Source organism: Clostridium massiliamazoniense (assembly GCF_001403635.1).
In the GTDB taxonomy this organism is placed as follows: Bacteria; Bacillota; Clostridia; order Clostridiales; family Clostridiaceae; genus Sarcina; species Sarcina massiliamazoniense.
On record NZ_LN879468.1, the window covers coordinates 1,575,418 to 1,596,848 of the forward strand.

Below are 21,431 nucleotides of genomic sequence, written 5' to 3' on the forward strand. Positions count from 1 at the left end.
TAGGGTACCTTCCCCTTACTCACCTCCTAAAAAAGTATATATTATTTTTTAATTTATTTTTATAGTTTCATCATTTTTTACTACTTCATATAACTTTTGAATAGCCATAGGTTTGTAAAAAAAATATCCTTGCATATAATCACAACGTAAATTCTTTAATATTCTTGCTTGTCTATATTCTTCAATTCCTTCTGCCACAACTGAAAATCCTAAAATTTTAGAAACATCTATTATATATTTTATTATGCTTATATTTTTATCTCCACCTTGAACAAAAGTTTTATCTATTTTTATAGTATTTATTTTAAATTCTTTTAAGTACTTTATACTACTATATCCTGTTCCAAAATCATCTATGGCAACAGATATACCTAATTGATTCAATTGTTCAAAAACATTAACAACATATGTTGAATTAAAAATTCCTATACTTTCAGTTAATTCTATTTCAACATTTTTAAAGTCCATTTCTTCTTCTGCTAATATTTTCTTTATTTTGTCTACAAAGTTTTTTTGCATAAATTGAATTGGAGATACATTTATAGCTACTGATATTTCTTTACCTAATTCATCGTTCATTTTCTTTATATCTCGAACAGCTTTTCTAAATATCCACTCACCAAAAGTTATTATAAAACCAGTATCTTCTGCTACCTTTATAAATTCCATTGGAGATATGTAACCCTTTTCTTTGTCAAACCATCTAACTAAAGCCTCTGCTCCATCAATCTCATTAGTTTTCACATTGACCTTTGGTTGATAATGTACTTGAATATCTCCGTTGTATAATGCTTTTTGTATCATATCTATAGTTATCTCTTTTTTATGAGAAACTGTGAAAATTTCATAACCATTTTTCCTTTTTTCCTTAACACTGACCATAGCTAAATAAGCATTGTTTATTAACTCTGTTGTATTTTTATCTTTTTTACTCTTTATAGCTATTCCTATACTAGCTGATATAAAACTTCCCTTATCATGTACTTTAATTTCATTTATTCCTTCTATTAATCCTTCAATGTAATTTTGTAAATCACTAAATATCTTTTCATCCTTAATTAAAATTGCAAACTCATCTCCACCAATTCTTGCAACCATATTATTTCCACTATATTTTAAGATTACTCTCGATACTTCTCTTAAAATTTCATCACCTTTTACATAACCAAAATTATTATTATAATAAGAAAATCCATCTAAATTTATATAAATTAAAGCTAAAGCCTTCTCATTTTTTATCTCTACATCTCCTTCTTTTATAAAGGTCTCCCTATTTATAAGAGATGTTAAACTATCATATTTAGAATAATAATCTACTATTTCCTTATATTCATGTACAGAGCTTATTATATTATTAATGTTATTCTCAATATAATCAATACTATCTGTGTTTAATTCTTTTATAATTTCCCTTGGCTTATAAGGTTCTCCTAAAAGTCCTTTTATTCTATTTTCTAAACACTGAATTTTATGAAAAAATTCTTTATTTATTATTTTAAAAATTAAAATAAGGAAAATTAAACTTACAACACCATAAATAAATAATATACTCATTACTATATTTTTAACTATGCTACTACTTATAGCTCCATGACTTACTCTTAAAGTTATATAATTATTTTTATTAAGGAAATCCTCTATTAATAAAACTTTATCTAAATTATTACTTTTTTTCTCTAAGAGTTTAATATCTAAAATCTCAGAATCTACACTAATTTCATTATATGACTCTAAATATTGTAAATCAGAAGATAAATAATCATAACTTATATTCTCTTTATTACTTATTAAATTTATTTCTTCTAAACAAATTAAATTATTATATTTTTTTAAGAATAATAATTTTCCCTCCCTAATTATTATTCCCATATCCTTTTCTTCTTTAACTATATTGAATATAGTATTTTTATCAACAACTAATTTTCCTTGAACTTTTTTTACATTTCCTTCATCAATTTCATAAACAGAGTAATTCTCCCCATTATTTTTTTTAATAGAATCATCTTTACTTAATTCTTCTAAGCTTAATTTTATTTCTTTTATTATTTCTGATTCTAACTTCGAATTCTTCTCTTTAATAGTCTTATTTAATTTATAATCAATATACCCATGGTTTATAAAGTAATATATACCTCCCAAAGTAATAACAAAAGATGCCCCTATAAGAATTAGCTTTCTTTTCACATCTAACCTCATCTCTCTACCCTCTATACCAATAATATTTACCTATATTTTACATAATACCATATTTTTCATTATACTTTTACTTCTCTTAATTTTTTTTCACTTTATTAACATTTTATTATCTATTTAAATTTAATTTTTATCCATTCAAAATACAATGATTGTATATACTATTTTAAATCTTATTTCACAGCTAAAAGCTATAATACTTATTATCATATAAATATTAAAACTCTATATAGAAATGTTATACACAAATCTATATAGAGTTCTCTAAATAATTTTATTTAATTATTCTATAGCTTCTAATCTCTCTAAATCCTTTATTATTACTTTAATTAAATCTAGTTTCCCTGTGGCATAATCCTTATCTTTAAGCCATTCCATACCCATTTCTAGACATCTTTCTGTCTCTTTATATTCTTCTAATAGTTTTACTAATAATTCTTCTCTCATTGTATTCAACCCCTATTATTAATTTAAAAATTATTCAACAGTTACTGACTTAGCTAAGTTTCTTGGTTTATCTACATCACAACCTTTTTCCTTAGCTACATAATAAGATAATAATTGTAATGGTATTACTGATAATACTGGTGTTAATATTTCCATTGTTTCAGGAATATATATCATACTTTCCATCATAGTTTCGTGTAGTCCTTCACTCTTTGTTCCTACTCCTAAGATTGAACCACCTCTTGTAACTACTTCTTGTACATTACTTACCATTTTATCTAGTAAACTTTCTTGAGTCATTAATGCAACAACTTTTATTCCCTTTTCTATTAATGCTATAGGACCATGTTTTAATTCTCCAGCTGCATATGCATCTGAGTGAATATATGATATTTCTTTTAATTTTAATGATCCTTCTAAAGCTACTGCATAATCAAGTCCTCTACCTAAGAAATACATATCCTTTTCTTTAGCTACTTCTTTTGCAAATGACTTTATTTTTTCTTCATTCTTTAATACTTCTTCAACCTTTTCAGGTAATTTAAGCATTTCTTCTTTTACTTTTTCTATTTCATCACTAGCTAAATTTCCTTTTAACTCTGCAAAGTATAAAGCAATTATATACATTGCAATTAATTGTGTTACATATGCCTTAGTAGATGCAACTGCTATTTCTGGACCTGCTAATGTGTAAAGAACATCATCTGCTTCTCTTGATATTGAACTTCCTACAACGTTTGTTACTGCAAGTACTCTAGCTCCTTTTTTCTTACCGTCTCTTAAAACTGCTAAAGTATCTGCTGTTTCTCCAGATTGACTAACAACCATTAGTAATGTTCTATCTGTTATTATTGGATTTCTATATCTAAATTCTGAAGCAACTTCTACTTCTACTGGAATTCTACATAACTTCTCTATAGCATGTTTACCTATTAAACCTGCATGATAAGCAGTTCCACAAGCAATTATATATATTCTATCAACATTTTCTAATTGCTCTTTAGTTAACTCTATTTTATCTAAGTTAACATTCTTTCCTAGAACTATTCTTCCAGCCATTGTGTCTCTAATAGCTTTTGGTTGCTCATTTATTTCCTTTAACATAAAGTCTTCATAACCTGATTTTTCTGCTGCTTCTGCATCCCAAGTTACATTATAAACTTCTTTATTTATTTCTTTTTTATCTTCAGTTAATACTTTTATTCCGTCCTTTGTCATAACTACAAATTCATTATCTTCTAAAAGATAAACATCTCTTGTATAGTTTAAAACAGCAGGAATATCTGAAGCTATAAAGTATTCTTCTTTTCCTAATCCAACTATTAATGGACTATCTTTTCTTACTGCTACTAATTTATCTGGCTCATTTTTGCAAATAACTCCAATTGCATAAGCTCCTTCTAATTTTTTAGTTGCTTTTATTACAGCATCTAATAAATCTCCATCATAGTAGTAATCAACTAAGTTTGGTATTACTTCTGTATCTGTTTCAGACTTAAAGCTATATCCTTCTGATACTAACCACTCTCTTAACTCTAGGTAGTTCTCGATAATTCCGTTGTGAACTACACTTATACTTTGATCTCCATTGCTATGAGGGTGTGAGTTTCTGTCTGATGGCTCACCATGTGTTGCCCATCTAGTATGTCCTATTCCTATATTACCTAAAATAGGACTCTTCTCTAAGTTCTCTTCTAGATTTTTTAATCTACCTTTACGCTTATCAACCTTGATTTCACCATTTTCTAAAATAGCAACTCCTGCTGAGTCGTATCCTCTATATTCAAGTTTTGATAATCCATTAATAAGCACATTACTTGCTTGTTCTTTTCCTAAATATCCAACTATTCCGCACATAAATTTATTTTCCTTCCTCTTCTTTGTACTCTTTTGTTAAACACAAAATCAACTTTGTACTAAAAATCACTTTTTAGCTTTAATCAATTTCTTACGATAGTGTTTATACCGTAGGGCATCCGCCGAATAATTTCGATACTCCCTATCCTCGTCAACTCTTCTCTCTGAGTTCTGGCGCTTTTAATGAAGTTTTTATCAACTTCTGAATCTATTCTATACCATATTATATTCTCTTTGCAAGTTTTTTGTTCAAAATTTCCTATTTAAAAGAATTATTTTTATTTTTCTTCTGTTTTCTCCGTTTTTCTCTGTATTAATATCTAAACATCTAGTTGTATAGACAAGTTCTTCTTTTTTCCTTGTATCATTGATTGTATTTCTTGAATATTATAAATATAAAGTTTATGTTTTAAGGAGTTTTTATGTCTTATACAACGAATAGACAACCTCAAGGAACAGCCTTTTCTGTAGGTAATTTTTTGAGAGAAACAATGATTGGTGAACTAGTTGCTATTAATGACTACAGCGAACATATACATTTATGTAATTTAGATGAAGTCAATAAAATTTTACATCATATTCTTGAGGAAGAAAAAAAACACTATGGTATGCTTTTAAATGCCCTTAGAAAAGTTGATAAAGCACAAGCTGAAAAAGCTGAAGAAGTTAATGAACAACCTTCTATAAAGAGTAAACCTCTTAAGTATACAACAGAAAAAGGTAAAAATTGCTCTACTCTTTTGAATGCTATTCGATTTGACATTAAAGGTGAATTAGAAGCTATTATTTCTTATGAAGATGTTTTTCAAAAATTAACCGATCCAGTACTTAAAGCTATGCTTAGGGAAATTATAAATGATGAAATTGAGCATGTAGAGGAGCTAACTAGAATCTTACTATTTTTAGATAAAGATTGTTATGGCCCTCTTAACACTAATTAATACTGTATCTAGACTAAACACTTAATCACTGACACAAACTAAAACTTAATTCAACTCTATAGAATCTTAGAATAATCTAAGTTTCTATAGAGTTTCTCCTTAAACTTAATTCTTTATAAATATTTTAAATAATAATTATTTTCTATTTTAGTCAAAATAAGCTTCTTGATTAGAATTATTTTTCGCCTTAAAACATAGCTCTATTTGTTCTTTATTATTTCTTCCCTCTGAAAGCTTCGGCAGTTCTTCTAATTTGAAATATCCACTTTCTTCTGTTTCTATATTTTCTTTAAATTCTCCCTCTATAAGTTTACATAATACAAATATTTTATATATACTATATGGACTTATAGGCTTATTGTTTTTATTTCTATCTTGTATTGCTATTATTCTTTCTGGTTCTACCTTTACCCCAGCTTCTTCAAAAGATTCCTTTATAACATTTTCTTTTACAGATAAACCAATGTCAGCCCATCCCCCAGGAAGAGACCAAGTTCCATCTAAACTTTCCTTTACTAAAAGAATCTTTTCATCTTTAAAAATAGCAGCTCTAACATCTACTTTTGGAGTTTGATAGCCTTTCTCATTGCAAAATAAATCCTTCACTTTACTCATACTTAAATCTGTATATTCTGAAATTATTTCAGCTGATATATTTCTTATTTCATCAAATCTTTCAATATCATACTTATCTTTAGAATACTCAAGTCCAGCTTGGGCAATTGATTGAAGTCTAGTTGCCCATGTAAGCCATTTATCTTCCATGGTTCTTCACCTCCATATATTAATAATAACACTAAACCTACGAAATTCCACAAAAAAGAATAGGTGAGTAGTCACAAATGGTGAACCTATATAGCTAGATAAAAGGCAGAGAGGATGTACCTACAATTCGATACATCCTCTCAAATTAAAATATTATTTTACTTTTTCAATTATCATATTAGCTAAATCATGTGCCATTTTATCTATTTCTGCTTGATTTTCACCTTCTAGCATTACTCTTACTAAAGGTTCTGTACCTGAAGGTCTTATTAATACTCTTCCTTTTCCTTGAAGAGCTGCTTCTATCTTTTTGATTTCGGCTATAATTTCTTCATCTTTTTCATGAATATCTTTTTTATCATTTGGAACTTTAGCATTTACTAATACCTGTGGTAACTCTTGCATTACTTTTGATAATTCATTTAATGATTTTCCTGTGTCCTTTAAGATTTCTGCTACTTGAAGTGCTGTTACTACTCCATCACCTGTACTATTTCTATTTAAAAGTATTATATGACCTGATTGTTCTCCACCTAATGTATAGTTCTCTTTTACCATTTCTTCTAGAACATATCTATCTCCAACTTTTGTTGTTACTACTTTTATTCCTTCTCTTTCACAAGCTAACATTAATCCTAAGTTACTCATTACTGTTACAACTAATGTATCATCTTTTAAAAGACCTTTATCCTTTAAGTATTTAGCTGTTATCATTAATAAAAAGTCTCCATTAACTAAGTTTCCTTTTTCATCTACAGCTAAACATCTGTCTGAATCTCCATCAAAAGCAAATCCAGCATCACAACCATTTTCTTTAACAAACTTCATTAAATCTTCTGGATGAGTTGAACCACATTTCTCATTTATATTTGTTCCATCAGGAGTATTGTGTATAACTAAAACCTCTGCTCCTAATTCTTTAAATGCTTTCTCTGCAACTTTATAAGCAGCTCCATTTGCACAATCTAAAGCTATTTTTAATCCTTCAAAGTTATGATTTACACTTTCCTTTGCAAATTTAACATAATCATCACTAGCATTTTCTTCTAAAATTTCTCTTCCTAGTTTTGTTCCAACTGGTGAAGGAACTCCTTCAAAACCACTTTCTATAACTTCTTGTATTTTATCTTCTAAACTATCCTTTAACTTGTATCCTTTTGAATTAAAGAATTTTATTCCATTATATTCTACTGGATTGTGTGAAGCAGATATCATTACTCCTGCATCTGCACCATATTCTCTTATTAAGTGTGCTACAGCTGGAGTTGGTATTACTCCTAAAACTACAGCCTCTGCTCCAACAGATAAAATACCAGCTACTAATGCAGCTTCTAACATATCACCTGATATTCTAGTATCTTTGGCTACTAATATTTTAGGCTTATGTGTTCCTTCTGTTAAAACATATGCTCCTGCTCTTCCTAAATCATATGCTAAATTCGCTGTTAATTCAGTATTAGCGATACCTCTTACTCCATCTGTTCCAAATAATCTTGCCAAATCAATCACCTCTTGATTTATTTTATTTTTACTTATTTATATTCTATACCTTAGTTTTTTTTAAGTGAATTATTAAATAAATTCTACTTTTTCAATCATAATTTTTTTTAACTTTTCATAAATATATATATGTTCAATTTAAAATTATTTCCATATAAAATTTTAAAGTTAAATACTATAAAGCTTTTATTTTTCGCATTTTAAATATAAACCATCTATAATTCTTTGTCAATTCTATCTAATTTCAATTACTTTGCATAATTTTTGATGTTAATACCCTTAAATATATTTTTATTTATTTCTTATGATATTTAAATTTTATTAACATACAATTTAAAAGAAAGTAAAAAATACTATAGATTGATTTTATTCTAAGTTATTGTCATAAGCTATTTGAACATTACTTTATAAAAATAAAGTTTAACTTTATAGTAGACATACATTTTATAGACATTTAAAATAGAATTAAGAGTGTAATTCGAAAGGGGATTTTTACCATGAAAAAGACAGACGAATCTATTTACATAGATAGTGAATTTGGAGCTATGCTTCTTGCTCAAGAAAAAGAAAACCTTGAAAAAAGAAGAGCTATTGTTGAAGAAATAAAAGAATTAGCTAACACAGCTACCAATTGGAAAGAAGCCAATAAAAAATTCTATGAACTTTGTGAAGAGTTTAAAGAAATCTATTGCTCTGATGCTGAAGAACTTAGCATTATTAATAGAGAGCTAAGTGAAGCAAAACACTTATTCTATGATAAAAGAAATGCCTTCTTTGAAAAATCACAAGAAAACTTCAAAGAGAACGCTAATAAGAAAAAAGAAATCTTAAGCAAGCTTGAAGAAACTTCTTATATAAATAACAACTATAAAGAAGTTGATGAACACATAAAGGATTTAACTAAAGAATTCTTTAATATAGGTTTTGCTGGTAAAGAAGAAAATGATACTATCTTTGATAAATTTAATGAACTTAGAAATAAATTAAGAGAAGAAAGAAAATCTATCTTCAAAGAACTTGAAGGCGAATTTGAAAGTAAAAGAAATAAGAAAAAAGAAATAATAAAGGCTCTTGAAGCTTTAGTTAATAATGAAAACTGGAAAGAAGCAACTGTAAAATTTAATGAACTTTGCGATGAATTTAAATCAATAGGTTTCTCTGGTAAAGAAGAAAATGATGAAATATCAGAAGCTTATGCAAATGCTAAAAATGCATTCTTTAATGAAAGACAAAAATTCTTTGATGAAGTTAAAGCTTCTAATGAAGTTAACATTATAAAAAGAAAAGAACTTATTGAGAAATTAAAAACTCTTTATGTTAATGAAAGCTGGAAAGAAGCTTCTAAAGAAGTAAAAGCCCTAAGTGATGAATTCTTTAAAGTTGGTTTCTGTGGTAAAGATGTAAATGAAAGCTTAATAAATGAATTTAAAGAAGCTAGAGATAAATTCTATGCTTTAAGACAAGAATACTTCGATCAAGTTAATAGTTCAAGAAATGAAAAACAACTTGAATTCTTAAATTCATTAGTTAAAAATAAGGAAGAGTTCATAGCTAAGCTAAGAGGCTTCGTTAAAAAAGATGAAGAAAGACTTGAAGATTTCAAAGGTAGATTATTTAATGTAAGACCTGGAGAAAAAGCTGAAGATATAATAGAAAACTACCAAAATATAATTGAAGATATAAAATCAAGAATTTCAAATAATAAAACTAAAATAAAAACTGTCCAAGATGAACTATTTGAAGTTAATAAACAAATAAAAGAAATTAAAGAAAAATAAAAAATCAAAGGGATGTGTCAAATTATAGATACATCCCTTTAATTTTTAGATAATTATGCTTTAAAAATAATATTTAATTTATATTACTTTTCCATTAATCTATCTAAAACTATATTATAACCATCACTTCCATAAATAAGAGCCTTATTAACTCTACTTATAGTTGCTGTAGATGCCCCTGTTACTTCTGCAATTTCTATATATGTTTGTTTCTCTTTTAGCATTTTTGCAACCTGTAATCTTTGTCCTAAAGATTTTATTTCTGCTATAGTTGAAACATCTTCAAAAAATCTATAACATTCCTCTATATCTTGTAACTTTAAAATGCCTTCAAAAAAATAATCTAATTCCTTGCTTTTTAACTTTGAATTATAAGGTTCCATAATTTTAAACACCTACCTCTAGTAAAGTTCTTAATTAAACATTTTAATATTTCATTACTTTATTATAATAAAGTATTTTAACAATAAAGTGAATAGTATAAAAGGTATTCTCCTAAATTTTTCTATCTCTAACTTAATAGAATTGGATACATAACTACACAACAATATAGATATCGTATTTCATTTTGAATATAAATATTTTGTTTGATAATTTTAATTTACATTATGTATAATATAATTAGAGAACTAATGTGTATTTTTACATAAAATAAATAAAGAAAGGTGAGAAATATGGACAATTTAGCTAGCATTTCATCAAAAAACTTTATTATCGAAGCAGGAAAATCTATAAGAAAAGTAAGACATGAAAAAGGGTTAAGCTTAGAAGAACTTTCAAATGAAATAAATGTAAGTAGATTAACATTATCAAAAATAGAAAAAGGAGAAGCAAATCCAACTATAAATATTATGTGGAAAATTTGCGAAGCTTTATCAATACCTTTTGCACAATTATTTGACGTAAATGAAGATATTAAATTATCAAGAGCTAATGATAGTGTAGGAATAGAAAGTGATGATAAATCTTTTAGAATAGAATTAATTTTTAGAGAAGACTCTTCTACCACTACAGAATTTTATAGAACTTATTTGTCTAAGGGTGGAGTAATGTTCACAGAGGAACACAACAGAGGCACTGTAGAAATAGCAACAGTTATGAAAGGAGAAATCTCTATAAATATAGGAGATGAGGAATTTATCCTAAAAGAATATGATTCCTTAAAATTTAAGGCAGATAGAAAACATTCATATAAAAATTTAAATGACGATGAATCAGTAATTCATATGTCTGTAATATATAAAATGATTTAATAAAATACTTTGTTCTATAAAGAGGATGTATCAAATTACAGATACATCCTCTTTAAATTTACAGTTTTTTTAGATGCTTTGGCTGTTGTTGTTGAATTAATTTTATATTTTTTGATATTTTACTTTACATTTTTAACTTTTAAGTATATTATAATATACATAAGGTAACTTAAATATACATAAGGTAAACTTTAATATACACAAATCGGATTTAAATAAATAAAAAACAAAGGAGGAATTTATATGGCTGCAATACTTATAGGACTTATATCATCATTATTCTTTTCAGCCACTTTTTTAGTTACTAAATTAATGGGGGTAGATGGAACTAGCTGGGCATGGACAGCTGCACTTAGATTTATGTTAGCATTACCTTTTTTATTTTTAGTAGTATTAGCAAAAAGTAATTTTAAAAGTTTATTTTCATCAATGAAAAAACATTTTTGGGCTTGGTTTTTATGGGGAAATTTAGCTGGAGTAGGATTTTACTTCTTCTTAAGTTTTGCCTCACTATTTGCACCTGCATGGCTTGTAGCTGCATCATGGCAATTAACTATTGTTGCAGGGTTACTTCTTTCACCATTATTTTATACTGTTATAGATACTCCAAATGGTAAAAAGAAAGTTAGAGGGAAGATTCCTGTAAATAGATTGATAATTTCATTATTTATATTATTAGGTGTAGCATTAATGCAAATTAACGCTGCTGGTAGTATTAGTATTAAGAGCTTACTTTTAGGATTTATTCCAGTTGCTATATCAACATTTTTATATCCTTTAGGAAATAGAAAGTTAATGGATGTTTGTGCTGGCGAAGTAGATAGTTTCCAAAGATCATTTGGAGTATCTTTAGTAAGTATGCCTTTATGTATTATATTGTCTTTCTATGGTTATGCACAATCAGGCATTCCTACTAGTAATCAATTTATACAAGCTATAATATTAGCTCTATGTTCTGGAGTAATTGCTACTATTACATTCTTTTATGCTACAGATAAAGCTAAACACAATTTATCTTTATTAGCAGCAGTAGAATCAACACAGTCAGCAATAATAATATTTACTATAATAGGATCAATGATATTACTACATACTTCTTATCCAAAAGGCTTATCTTTAGTAGGAGTTATTATAATTACCATTGGAATATTTGTAAATGCATTAGTAAAAGATAAAAAAAAGGTTTAAGGAATTAAGTATTATAGGAATATAATTACCCTTTCTTATATATCAAAACTTAATAATTTAAACTAAAAAAGTAAACCACTTTTAGAGAATTATATTCAATAAAAGTGGTTTACTTTTTATATTATTTTTTTATTAATTAATGTTTTTTTCCATAATGGATGTGTAAAAGCTCATGAGCTTTACTTCCACCTGGTTCACCCATATATGTTTCGTACATTTTTAATAAGGCTTTATTTTGATGTGATTTTCTCTTCTCTAAAACTTTAGCATCTTGATTATATAAAACAGAAGCTCTTATTTTTCTTATATCCATAGTAGCTCTATCATCTGCTTTAACATGTGGTTGTCCACCACCATTTACACAGCCTCCATTACAAGCCATTACCTCAATGAAATGATATCCCTCATTTATTTTTCCTGACTTCATAAATTCAAATAAAGCTGCTGACCCGTTTACTACTGCAACCTTATATTCTGCGCCACCAATTTCAACTGTGGCTTCTTTTATTCCATCAATTCCTCTTACTGCTGTATAATCAACATTTTCAAGGTCTTTTCCTTCAACAAAATCTTTAGCAGTTCTTAATGCAGCTTCCATAACTCCACCAGTTGCTCCAAATATAGCACCAGCACCAGTATGTTCTCCCATCGCTGGATCTACTTCACCATCTTCTAGATTTACAAAATCTATTTTATTTTTCTTTATAAGTCTTGCTAATTCTCTTGTTGTTAAAACTGCATCTATTTCTCTTAATCCATTAAACTCCATGCCTTCTCTAGCTATTTCATATTTCTTAGCTATACATGGCATAATTGTTACAGTAAATATTGATTTTGGATCTAATCCTGTTATATGTGGATAATAAGTTTTACTTGCAGCACCAAATTCTTGTTGTGGTGACTTAGCAGATGATAAATTATTAAGAATTTCTGGATAATAATTTTCAGCAAGTCTTACCCAACCTGGACAACATGAAGTAAACATAGGGAATGGTCCACCAGCCTTCACTCTTTCAAGGAACTCTGTTGTTTCTTCCATTATTGTCATATCAGCTCCAAAGTTTATATCAAAAACTTTATCGAAACCTAATTCTCTAAAAGCTGTATATAACTTTCCTGTTGTATCTACTCCGTAGCCCATATTAAACAATTCACCCATAGCAGTTCTTACTGATGGTGCCATAGCTACTATTACATGTTTATTAGGATCATTTAACGCTTCTTCTACTCTTTCAACATGTGATTTTTCTTGAAGAGCATTAACTGGACATGCTACTAGACACTGTCCACATAAAATACATCCAATTTCATCAAATACTTGTCCATCTTTAGGTCCTACATATCTATTTCCATTTTCATCTCTATAGAATTTTATAGATTGTGTTGTTGTTTTAGTTCTACAAGCTGCAACACATCTACCACATGTAACACATTTTGATCTATCTATAATTAAAGATTCGCTTCTATCATCTATTAGTTCACTCTTATCTTGTGGTAAGAAAGGTTTATGCGCTCTAGCTTTTGTTTTTATTACAAGCTTTAAAAACTCACAGTTTTCTTTTCTATTACATTGTCCACATTTAAACTCATGCTTGTCTAATAATGCTGAAACACATTCTTTTATTTCATTTGTTACTCTTTCAGTATTAGTTCTTACTATCATTCCATCTTTAGCCTTAATTGCACAGGATCTAGCAAGTCTATCTTGTCCCTCTATTTCAACTAAACAAACTCCACATTGAGCTAAGTTGTTACAATCCTCCAAAAAACAAAGTGTAGGTATTTCTATGCCATTTTCTTTTGCTAATTTAAGAATAGATGGCACTCCCTCGAATTCAATTATCTTATCATTAATTGTAATTTTACTCATGTTTTCCCTCCAACTATATACTTATCCCCAGTTATTAAAATCTAATTCTATTTTATTTTAACATACTTTTAATTATTTTTTTAGAAATTAATTAATTGTGTAAAACATTTACTACTTTACTACTTTTTTTGAATAACAACTATAAATATTACATAAAAATTAATATTTTTTATTAACTTTGTAATTATATTAATTATAAAATTATTTAAAATTCAAATCAAAATTTAATTTAGGCAAAATAAAGGTTTTAACTAAATCCTTAATAAAAATTTCCTATTAAGCATAAACCTTAGCTTCTTCTTTTTTATTTAATACTCGTAAAGTCCCTTGAGCTAAAGCTAGCATTTCATCTTCTCCTGGATATACTGTTATTGGTGCTATCCATCCTGTCATTTCTTTTATTTTATCTACTATTAATTTTCCATAAGCTATACCACCAGTTAGAATAATTGAATCTACTTTTCCCTGTAAAGTAACAGCTCTTTCTCCAATTGCCTTTGCAACTTGATAAACAAAAGCATCTTGAATATCTATATATTCTTTTACCCCTTCAATATACTTTCCTTCTACTATTCTTGCATCATTAGTATTTAAGTACGCAACATATCCGCCTTTTCCAACTATTTTTGAATATATTTCTTTTTCTTCATATTTGCCACTATAACATAATCTTATTAAATCCCCTACAGGTACTCCACCTGATCTTTCTGGTGAAAATGGTCCTTCTCCATCTAAGGCATTATTAACATCAACAACTCTTCCACCTTTGTGTGCTCCAACAGAAACACCACCGCCCATGTGAACTACTATTAAATTTACATCTTCATATTTTTTTCCCTTTTCCATAGCATATCTTTTAGCAACAGCTTTCTGGTTTAATGCATGAAACTTACTCTTTCTTGGTAATTCAGGTACTCCAGAAATTCTTGCAACACTATCAAGTTCATCAACTACAACAGGATCTACTATATAAGCCTTCACATTTACTGAACTAGCTATATCACTTGCTAATATTCCACCTAAATTTGAGGCATGTTCACCTTGAACTCCAACCTCTAAATCTTCTATCATAAGATCATTAACTTCATAAGTACCACCTTCCATAGGCTTAAGCATTCCACCTCTACCTACTACAGCATTTAAAGAATTTATATCAAAGTTTTTCTCTTTTAATATATTTAATATTATTTCCTTTCTGAATCCTAATTGATCTGAAACAGTTTTATATTTTTGTATTTCTGTTGTTTCATGTCTCAAAGTTTCTGTTAAAAGCTCCTTTTCATCTTCAAAAATAGAAATTTTAGTTGAAGTAGAACCTGGATTTATAATTAATAATTTATGTGCCATTCTCAATTTCCCCCTTAAAATTAAAAATAATTTTTATAAAATTAACTTTCAGCAACAAGTGCTGCTAAAGCAATTGAATTAACCTTAACTTCAAAACTATCTGCTCTTGATGTAAGAATTACAGGAGCTGATGTACCAACTAGTAATCCTCCATTTCTAGTTTTAGATAAAAGTGTTAGTGTCTTATACATAACATTAGCAGTTTCTATGTTTGGTAATAGTAATATATCTGCCTTTCCTGCAACTTCTCCATGAATTCCTTTATGATGTGCAGCCTCTTCAGATATAGCATTATCTAAAGCAAATGGACCATCTACTATACATCCTTTTATTTGACCTCTATCATTCATCTTTGCTAGAATAGCTGCATCCACAGTTGCTTGCATATCTTCGTTAACTACCTCAACTGCACATACCGCTGCAACTTTTGGCGTATCTACTCCACAAGCATTCGCAACTGTAACACTATTATTAATCATTTGTACCTTTGCCTTTAGGTCTGGATAAGTATTAAAAGCTGCATCAGTTAAAAATAATAATCTATCATAATCATCTATATCAAAAACAGCTACATGTGACATAAGTTTTCCAGTTCTAAGTCCAACTTCTTTATTAAGTACACTTCTTAAAAAAGTTGCAGTATCAACAAGTCCCTTCATAACCATATCAGCCTCTCCAGAAGAAACTAATCTTACAGCTTCTAGTGCTGCTTTCTTACTATCAACTTTATTAACGATTTTAACTCTACTTAAATCAAAATCTATGTTTTTTGCAATTTCCTCTATTTCTTCCTTATGTCCAACTAAAATAGCATCAACTATGCCTTTATCTATAGCAGCCTTAAGTGCCATTAAAACTGGTTCATCCTGTGCCACTGCAACAGAAACTTTCTTTTTTCTTACTGTTTTTAATCTTTCAAATAATTCATTAAAATTCTTACTCATAAGACACCTCTTATTTTTCATATTTTTCTAATTATAGAAATTAAACCCTTATTATATTCTATCAAATTTAACTATCTATTGTCTATCTATGAAAAAATTCTACATAAAAAAATTGAGAAAAAGTATAACTTTCTCTCAATCTTTTTATTAACTATTAAAAGGTTTATATTTCATCATTATTTTTTCTGCAACTTTCATTCCATCTACTGCTGCTGATATAATTCCACCAGCAAATCCTGCCCCTTCTCCAGCTGGATATAATCCTTTTAAAGTTTCACTTTCTAGATTTTCAGTTCTTTTTAATGTTACTGGAGCTGATGTTCTTGTTTCTATTCCTGTCATTACACTATCTTCAGCTGCATAACCTTTTATTTTTCTATCAAAGTTTTTTAATCCCTCTTTTAATGATTCAACCACAAAGTCTGGTAGGCATTGTCTTAAATCTCTAAATGCATATTTAGGACCTACTGATGGAGTCACTCTGCCAAGTTTTGTTGATACTCTGTCTTCTAAGAAATCACCAACTAATTGAACAGGAACTGTATAATCCCCACCACCTAATTTATAAGCTAATTCTTCATAATGTCTTTGGAAGTACATACCTGCAAGTGGATGTTCTGACCCAAAATCCTCTGGTGATACTGTAACAACCATAGCAGCATTAGCATTTTCCTTATCCCTAGCATGATAGCTCATACCATTTACGCATAATCTTCCTTCTTCTGATGAAGCTCCAACAACAACTCCTCCAGGACACATACAAAATGAATAGACACCTCTATTTTTTTCTTTAGCTTGATAAGTTAACATGTATTCAGCTGCATTAAGCTTTGGATGTCTATTACATTCTCCATATTGATTTTCATTTATAAGACTTTGTAAATGCTCTATTCTAACTCCCATAGCAAAAGCTTTTGGTATCATTAAAACACCTTCATTATGTAACATTTCATAAGTATCTCTTGAACTATGTCCTATAGCAAGAATTAATTCTTCACAAGGAATTTCTTCTCCATTTACTATAGCTCCAACTAGACGACCATTCTCTGTCTTAATTCCTGATAATAATGAATTAAATCTTACTTCACCACCTAAAGCTTTAATTTCTTCTCTTATACTTTTTACTACATCTTTTAATATATCTGTTCCTACATGAGGCTTTCCTTTATAAGTTATATCATTTGGAGCTCCATGTTCAACTAAGGCTTCTAATATAAAATCACATCTTCTATCTTTTATTCTTGTAGTTAACTTTCCATCTGAAAATGTTCCTGCTCCACCTTCTCCAAACTGAACATTAGAATTGCTATTAAGTTCTCCAGTCTTCCAAAACTTTTCAACCCTTTTAGTTCTACTATCAACATCTTCTCCTCTTTCAACAACTAAAGGCTTATAACCTTTTTTCGCTAAAAAAAGTGCTGCAAATAAACCAGCGGGTCCCATTCCAACTACTATAGGTCTATGCTTTAATTCTTCACTTCCCATTTCAAAATCCGGCTCATATTTTGAAGTATCTATTCTAACATCATTATCTTTTAATTTTGCAACAAGTTCTTCTTCATTTTCTAAATTTACTTCTACTGCATAATTAAGCTTTATATTATTTTTCTTTCTAGCATCTAAAGACTCTTTTATTATTTTATATTTTTCTAATTTACTTTCTTTTAACTTTAATTTTTTAGCTAGTTTTTTCTTTAATAAACTTATATCATCATCTAGACCAAGACTTATATTGTTTACCCTAATTGTCATAAACTCTTCCTCCGCATCAATTTTAATTAAAAAGAGGCTGAATAAAAATCAGCCTCTTTTAGATTATCTCTATTATATCATTTTCATATATTTTGTGCCATTTATAAAGAATTTAATTTGAAACTTGTGTTTGCTCACTTACTGAACTCCCTGATTTTTCTGAACTAATTGATTTTTCTGGGCTACTTGATTTTCCCGAATTAGTATTATTTTCTTCTTTAGTAACAGTTACAGTAACTTCGTTTGGTGTTACTGAAACTACAGATAATCCTGATTCTGCATTAAAATTTAATTTAACATTAGCTGTATTTTCTATATTAGATACATCTATGGTTGAAATTAAACTTGATATATTTACATTATTTATATCATTCTTGCTTCCCTTTAGAACAACGGAAACTGTATTGCTACTTAGAGTATATTTATAGCCGGCCTTCTCTCCTGTCATTTTTATAGGTACTGTAAAAGTTTTTTCAACTTGATTCCCAGTAGTTCCTTCCTGATTATTGGAGCTCTCATTTCCTTGATTTGCGTTATTACTCTCATTAGCACTATTATTCGGTTTGTTATTCTCATTATTAATATTAACATTAGCTAAAGTAATAGCAACATTAACTGAATTAACTTCATTCCCTATAGTTATACCATTTGGAATAACTAGCTTTACTGGAATAGTAGTATTTGCTCTTATATTAGATAAATTAATAGGTTCTGTGTTAATACTTGAAATCTTATTAATTACATCAGCATCACCTATTACTTCTACATTTTTTATATTTGGAATTAAAGATTCTATATTAACTCCACTTGGTGCTGTACCTGTTGTTACAACATTTATAGGAACAGCCTTTCCATTTGAAATACTTATTTTTGCATTAGTAGTACCTGGATATATATCAACATCTTTTACTTGTTGCCCTTGTGCATTTAATGCTACTAATTTTGCACTAACATTTTGATTTTGACTTAAATTATAAATTTTTTCTGTAGCTACAACCTTAGCAACAGAATTAACTGCACTAGATGCCCCCTCAACCATTACGGAACTTGGATCAAAGGCTATATTTTTAACATAAACACCTTGTTCTGTCCCTATATCTAAATTAGATTGAACAGTAAATTCTTTCTTTATTAAATGTTCTAACTGTAAATTTACTTTAATTTGCTGATTAGTAACAGTTATTCCTTGAGGACTACTTTCTACTTGAGCTGTAAGCCAGTTACTACCTGCAGCTAATTGAGTATTTCCTAATGTAAGTATTACTTTATAATCACTTGCATTTGAATTATATATATTTTCATTTAAACCTTGTATATTTAAATTAACAGTAATATGTTGATTAGGTGCTAGAGCCAAACCATCTTCTGCTAAGATTCCTGTATTAAGTATCTCTACTGGAACATTTTTGATAGTTTTTTGTCCAGTAGGATTTTCAACAGCATTTACATAACACCATAATCCAAATGAAAGTAAAAGGCAAAGTGCTTGTATTAAGATTTTTCTTTTCTTATCTTGCTTAACCATGATTTCACCTTTCCTTTAAGGGATATTTCACTTTTATCTCTTCTATTTCTAAGTATTCTTAAAAGAATATTCTTTAATTTTTCCTTATCATAATTTCTTGTAAGTCTTCCCTTAACAGCTAAAGATATAGCACCTGTTTCTTCTGAAACCACTATTACTAAGGCATCTGAAACTTCCGAAAGTCCTAAAGCTGCTCTATGTCTAGTTCCTAAGAGTTTATTTATGTTCTGTTCAGCAGTTAACGGCAATACACATCCGGCTGAACTTATTCTATCATTTCTTATTATCATAGCTCCATCATGAAGTGGAGTATTTTTAACAAATATATTTTCTACAAGAGAATCACTTACTACTGCATCTATTTTTGTCCCTGTTTTTATAATGTCTCCAAGACCAACTTTTTGTTCAATGGCTATTAAAGCACCTGTCTTAGTTTTTGCCATATTTCCTACAGCTTCAACTATTTCTGATACTAAGTTTTCTAGAGCTATATCATCTGCTTGCCTATGAAAATCATTAAAGCTACTACTCCCTATGTGCTCTAAAGCCTTTCTAATTTCCGGTTGGAATATAATTACTATTGATAGTAATCCAATAGTTAATGTTTTTGTTAAAATAAAATATAACATTTCTAAGTGTAATACCGCACTTATAGGGATTAATATAAGAACTAAAAATATTCCCTTTAACAGTTGTTCTGTTCTTGTTTTTTCTATTAGAGAATATCCCTTATAAAAAATATAAGCTACCACCAGTATATCTACTATAGAAGATATATGCATATCTTTTAGGGTGCTTGATATTAACCAGGCAATTCCTTGCATTTCTTTCACCTCTTTACGCTACTCTTATTAAATTATACATCAAAAGATATTATAAAAAAATATCTATTTAACATAAGTTTTTGTAATGTAAATCCACATTCTCACATATAATTTAAAGATAATTTTAAAATTAACTAATTAATTATAGGGGAGGTATATATGAATTATTCTAAAGTTAAATCTTTCTTTTCTAATCAATTTAGTATGAGTTTTATTATATTAATAATTTTACTTCTCATAGTACTTATAAGACAAAACTTAGTAAGTAAAGATTTTAAAACTCTTATATCTTTTAGTAATAGTATAAGTGAAATAAATAATACTTCAATAGAAAAATCTAAATTATCTTCTAAATCCTTAGGTAATACACTATCTAAAACAGTATCTGAACTTAAAGAAATAGAAAATTCATTAACTTCTTTTCAGCCATCTAATAAGTATACAAAACATAAAGATTTATTATTAGAAGGGCTAAAGAAAAACATTGAGCTTCATAGTAATTTAGCTTCTCTCTTTGAAATACCTAATAATGATATATTATCATCTAAAAACAAAGAAGCTATACAATTAAAAAATGATATTAACTTAATATTTAAACAATGCAATGACCTTAAACTACCTGTTTCTTTAGGTAAAGATTCAAATGCATTATCTTATGCTTCTTTAAATTATATAAATGAAATTATAAAGCTTAATAGAGATAAGGATATTACAAATAATCAAAGTGCTACTTATATAGCCCAAATTGATAATATATATAATCAACTTTCTCTGCTAAATGAAGACTTATTTTTAATAATTGATACTATGAAAAAAGAAAATAGATCATTATCTACAGTATTAGATGACATAAATAAAAAAATAACTACTTTTAACACTTTAAACTCAGAACTTTATGCCTTATCTGTTCCTATTGATCTTATTAATTCTTTTAATTCTTTAAAAACTGTTTTTGGTAATTATGATACCTATATAAATTCACTTAGAAATTATGTTCTTCATGAACTTAATAATAGTTCAGACCCTAGCTTATTTAACACATCTAAAAATAACTATGAAAACTTAAATAAATCTATTGCTGAGTTTAAATCTGAATTAAATAATGATAGCATAAAGTAATATTTTATTGAAAAAGATTAGTCCTTCTCATAAATATAGACTTAATTTAGACAAATAATTACTTTAATATTCTACTTGAATTAGATTTTACTTTATCTGATATTAATGTCTGTTTGTTTTCATTTAGG

General features: G+C 28.1%; 17 protein-coding genes. 5 read left to right on the forward strand and 12 right to left on the reverse strand.

The features are described 5' to 3' along the window. Window positions 1–48: 48 nt before the first annotated feature. The 3 genes from ARA19_RS14315 to glmS all read right to left on the reverse strand — a co-directional run bounded on the left by ARA19_RS14315 (window position 49) and on the right by glmS (window position 4,497). Window positions 49–2,196 (reverse strand): putative bifunctional diguanylate cyclase/phosphodiesterase, encoded by a 2,148-nt coding sequence (locus tag ARA19_RS14315; RefSeq protein WP_055071618.1) that lies wholly within the window; start codon window positions 2,194–2,196, stop codon window positions 49–51. A gap of 279 nt (window positions 2,197–2,475) precedes the next feature. Next, the gene (locus ARA19_RS17800) at window positions 2,476–2,640 is read right to left on the reverse strand and encodes a hypothetical protein (RefSeq protein WP_197276602.1); all 165 of its coding nucleotides are present in this window, start codon (window positions 2,638–2,640) and stop codon (window positions 2,476–2,478) included. Between the two features lie 30 nt (window positions 2,641–2,670). Beyond that, a complete protein-coding gene (glmS, locus tag ARA19_RS14320) occupies window positions 2,671–4,497 on the reverse strand; it encodes a glutamine--fructose-6-phosphate transaminase (isomerizing) (protein ID WP_055071619.1) in 1,827 nt (608 codons plus the stop codon). Between the two features lie 422 nt (window positions 4,498–4,919). Between glmS and ARA19_RS14325 the strand changes: the two genes are divergently transcribed. After that, on the forward strand, window positions 4,920–5,438 hold the full coding sequence (locus ARA19_RS14325) for a ferritin family protein (RefSeq protein WP_055071620.1): 519 nt from the start codon (window positions 4,920–4,922) through the stop codon (window positions 5,436–5,438). Window positions 5,439–5,585: 147 nt separating this feature from the next. Here ARA19_RS14325 and ARA19_RS14330 read toward each other — a convergent pair whose 3' ends face one another. Together ARA19_RS14330 and glmM are read right to left on the reverse strand one after the other, a co-directional pair. After that, window positions 5,586–6,203 (reverse strand): NUDIX hydrolase N-terminal domain-containing protein, encoded by a 618-nt coding sequence (locus ARA19_RS14330; RefSeq protein WP_055071621.1) that lies wholly within the window; start codon window positions 6,201–6,203, stop codon window positions 5,586–5,588. A gap of 153 nt (window positions 6,204–6,356) precedes the next feature. Next, window positions 6,357–7,703: a phosphoglucosamine mutase gene (gene glmM, locus ARA19_RS14335; RefSeq protein ID WP_055071622.1), complete on the reverse strand. Its 1,347-nt coding sequence runs from the start codon at window positions 7,701–7,703 to the stop codon at window positions 6,357–6,359. A 497-nt stretch (window positions 7,704–8,200) separates the two neighbouring features. Here glmM and ARA19_RS14340 point away from each other — a divergent pair, with 497 nt between their 5' ends. After that, window positions 8,201–9,481 carry a DUF349 domain-containing protein gene (locus ARA19_RS14340; RefSeq protein ID WP_055071623.1) on the forward strand — a complete coding sequence of 427 codons (1,281 nt, stop codon included), beginning with the start codon at window positions 8,201–8,203 and terminating at the stop codon, window positions 9,479–9,481. Window positions 9,482–9,564: 83 nt separating this feature from the next. Here the strand turns inward: ARA19_RS14340 and ARA19_RS14345 are convergent, their stop codons facing one another. Next, the gene (locus tag ARA19_RS14345) at window positions 9,565–9,864 is read right to left on the reverse strand and encodes a YerC/YecD family TrpR-related protein (RefSeq protein WP_055071624.1); all 300 of its coding nucleotides are present in this window, start codon (window positions 9,862–9,864) and stop codon (window positions 9,565–9,567) included. A 291-nt stretch (window positions 9,865–10,155) separates the two neighbouring features. On the opposite strand from ARA19_RS14345, the gene ARA19_RS14350 reads away from it, so the two are divergent. After that, window positions 10,156–10,734, forward strand: a complete 579-nt coding sequence (locus ARA19_RS14350; RefSeq protein ID WP_055071625.1) for a helix-turn-helix domain-containing protein — start codon at window positions 10,156–10,158, stop codon at window positions 10,732–10,734. Window positions 10,735–10,977: 243 nt separating this feature from the next. Then, complete coding sequence (locus tag ARA19_RS14355) at window positions 10,978–11,922, forward strand: DMT family transporter (RefSeq protein WP_055071626.1); 945 nt, start codon at window positions 10,978–10,980, stop codon at window positions 11,920–11,922. A 136-nt stretch (window positions 11,923–12,058) separates the two neighbouring features. On the opposite strand, the gene ARA19_RS14360 is transcribed toward ARA19_RS14355, so the two are convergent. The 6 genes from ARA19_RS14360 to cdaA all read right to left on the reverse strand — a co-directional run bounded on the left by ARA19_RS14360 (window position 12,059) and on the right by cdaA (window position 20,184). After that, entirely contained in the window at window positions 12,059–13,792 is a 1,734-nt protein-coding gene (locus tag ARA19_RS14360; RefSeq protein WP_055071627.1) for a ferredoxin hydrogenase, read from the reverse strand. Between the two features lie 276 nt (window positions 13,793–14,068). Continuing rightward, on the reverse strand, window positions 14,069–15,139 hold the full coding sequence (buk, locus tag ARA19_RS14365; protein ID WP_055071628.1) for a butyrate kinase: 1,071 nt from the start codon (window positions 15,137–15,139) through the stop codon (window positions 14,069–14,071). A gap of 41 nt (window positions 15,140–15,180) precedes the next feature. Continuing rightward, on the reverse strand, window positions 15,181–16,083 hold the full coding sequence (ptb, locus tag ARA19_RS14370) for a phosphate butyryltransferase (RefSeq protein ID WP_055071629.1): 903 nt from the start codon (window positions 16,081–16,083) through the stop codon (window positions 15,181–15,183). 147 nt (window positions 16,084–16,230) lie between these two features. Then, window positions 16,231–17,835 carry an NAD(P)/FAD-dependent oxidoreductase gene (locus ARA19_RS14375; protein WP_055071630.1) on the reverse strand — a complete coding sequence of 535 codons (1,605 nt, stop codon included), beginning with the start codon at window positions 17,833–17,835 and terminating at the stop codon, window positions 16,231–16,233. Between the two features lie 112 nt (window positions 17,836–17,947). Further along, on the reverse strand, window positions 17,948–19,360 hold the full coding sequence (locus ARA19_RS14380) for a CdaR family protein (RefSeq protein ID WP_055071631.1): 1,413 nt from the start codon (window positions 19,358–19,360) through the stop codon (window positions 17,948–17,950). Beyond that, on the reverse strand, window positions 19,327–20,184 hold the full coding sequence (cdaA, locus tag ARA19_RS14385; protein WP_055071632.1) for a diadenylate cyclase CdaA: 858 nt from the start codon (window positions 20,182–20,184) through the stop codon (window positions 19,327–19,329). Before cdaA ends, ARA19_RS14380 begins: the two co-directional genes overlap by 34 nt. Window positions 20,185–20,343: 159 nt before the next feature. Here cdaA and ARA19_RS14390 point away from each other — a divergent pair, with 159 nt between their 5' ends. After that, a complete protein-coding gene (locus ARA19_RS14390) occupies window positions 20,344–21,303 on the forward strand; it encodes a hypothetical protein (protein WP_055071633.1) in 960 nt (319 codons plus the stop codon). Window positions 21,304–21,431: the final 128 nt, after the last annotated feature.

What these genes read in the sequence shown, in the direction of transcription:
- ARA19_RS14315 (WP_055071618.1), bottom strand. Translation starts at nt 2,196, where the DNA reads ATGAGGTTAGATGTGAAAAGAAAGCTAATTCTTATAGGGGCATCTTTT.
- ARA19_RS17800 (WP_197276602.1), bottom strand. Translation starts at nt 2,640, where the DNA reads ATGAGAGAAGAATTATTAGTAAAACTATTAGAAGAATATAAAGAGACA.
- glmS (WP_055071619.1), bottom strand. Translation starts at nt 4,497, where the DNA reads ATGTGCGGAATAGTTGGATATTTAGGAAAAGAACAAGCAAGTAATGTG.
- ARA19_RS14325 (WP_055071620.1), top strand. Translation starts at nt 4,920, where the DNA reads ATGTCTTATACAACGAATAGACAACCTCAAGGAACAGCCTTTTCTGTA.
- ARA19_RS14330 (WP_055071621.1), bottom strand. Translation starts at nt 6,203, where the DNA reads ATGGAAGATAAATGGCTTACATGGGCAACTAGACTTCAATCAATTGCC.
- ARA19_RS14340 (WP_055071623.1), top strand. Translation starts at nt 8,201, where the DNA reads ATGAAAAAGACAGACGAATCTATTTACATAGATAGTGAATTTGGAGCT.
- ARA19_RS14345 (WP_055071624.1), bottom strand. Translation starts at nt 9,864, where the DNA reads ATGGAACCTTATAATTCAAAGTTAAAAAGCAAGGAATTAGATTATTTT.
- ARA19_RS14350 (WP_055071625.1), top strand. Translation starts at nt 10,156, where the DNA reads ATGGACAATTTAGCTAGCATTTCATCAAAAAACTTTATTATCGAAGCA.
- ARA19_RS14355 (WP_055071626.1), top strand. Translation starts at nt 10,978, where the DNA reads ATGGCTGCAATACTTATAGGACTTATATCATCATTATTCTTTTCAGCC.
- ARA19_RS14360 (WP_055071627.1), bottom strand. Translation starts at nt 13,792, where the DNA reads ATGAGTAAAATTACAATTAATGATAAGATAATTGAATTCGAGGGAGTG.
- buk (WP_055071628.1), bottom strand. Translation starts at nt 15,139, where the DNA reads ATGGCACATAAATTATTAATTATAAATCCAGGTTCTACTTCAACTAAA.
- ptb (WP_055071629.1), bottom strand. Translation starts at nt 16,083, where the DNA reads ATGAGTAAGAATTTTAATGAATTATTTGAAAGATTAAAAACAGTAAGA.
- ARA19_RS14375 (WP_055071630.1), bottom strand. Translation starts at nt 17,835, where the DNA reads ATGACAATTAGGGTAAACAATATAAGTCTTGGTCTAGATGATGATATA.
- ARA19_RS14380 (WP_055071631.1), bottom strand. Translation starts at nt 19,360, where the DNA reads ATGGTTAAGCAAGATAAGAAAAGAAAAATCTTAATACAAGCACTTTGC.
- cdaA (WP_055071632.1), bottom strand. Translation starts at nt 20,184, where the DNA reads ATGCAAGGAATTGCCTGGTTAATATCAAGCACCCTAAAAGATATGCAT.
- ARA19_RS14390 (WP_055071633.1), top strand. Translation starts at nt 20,344, where the DNA reads ATGAATTATTCTAAAGTTAAATCTTTCTTTTCTAATCAATTTAGTATG.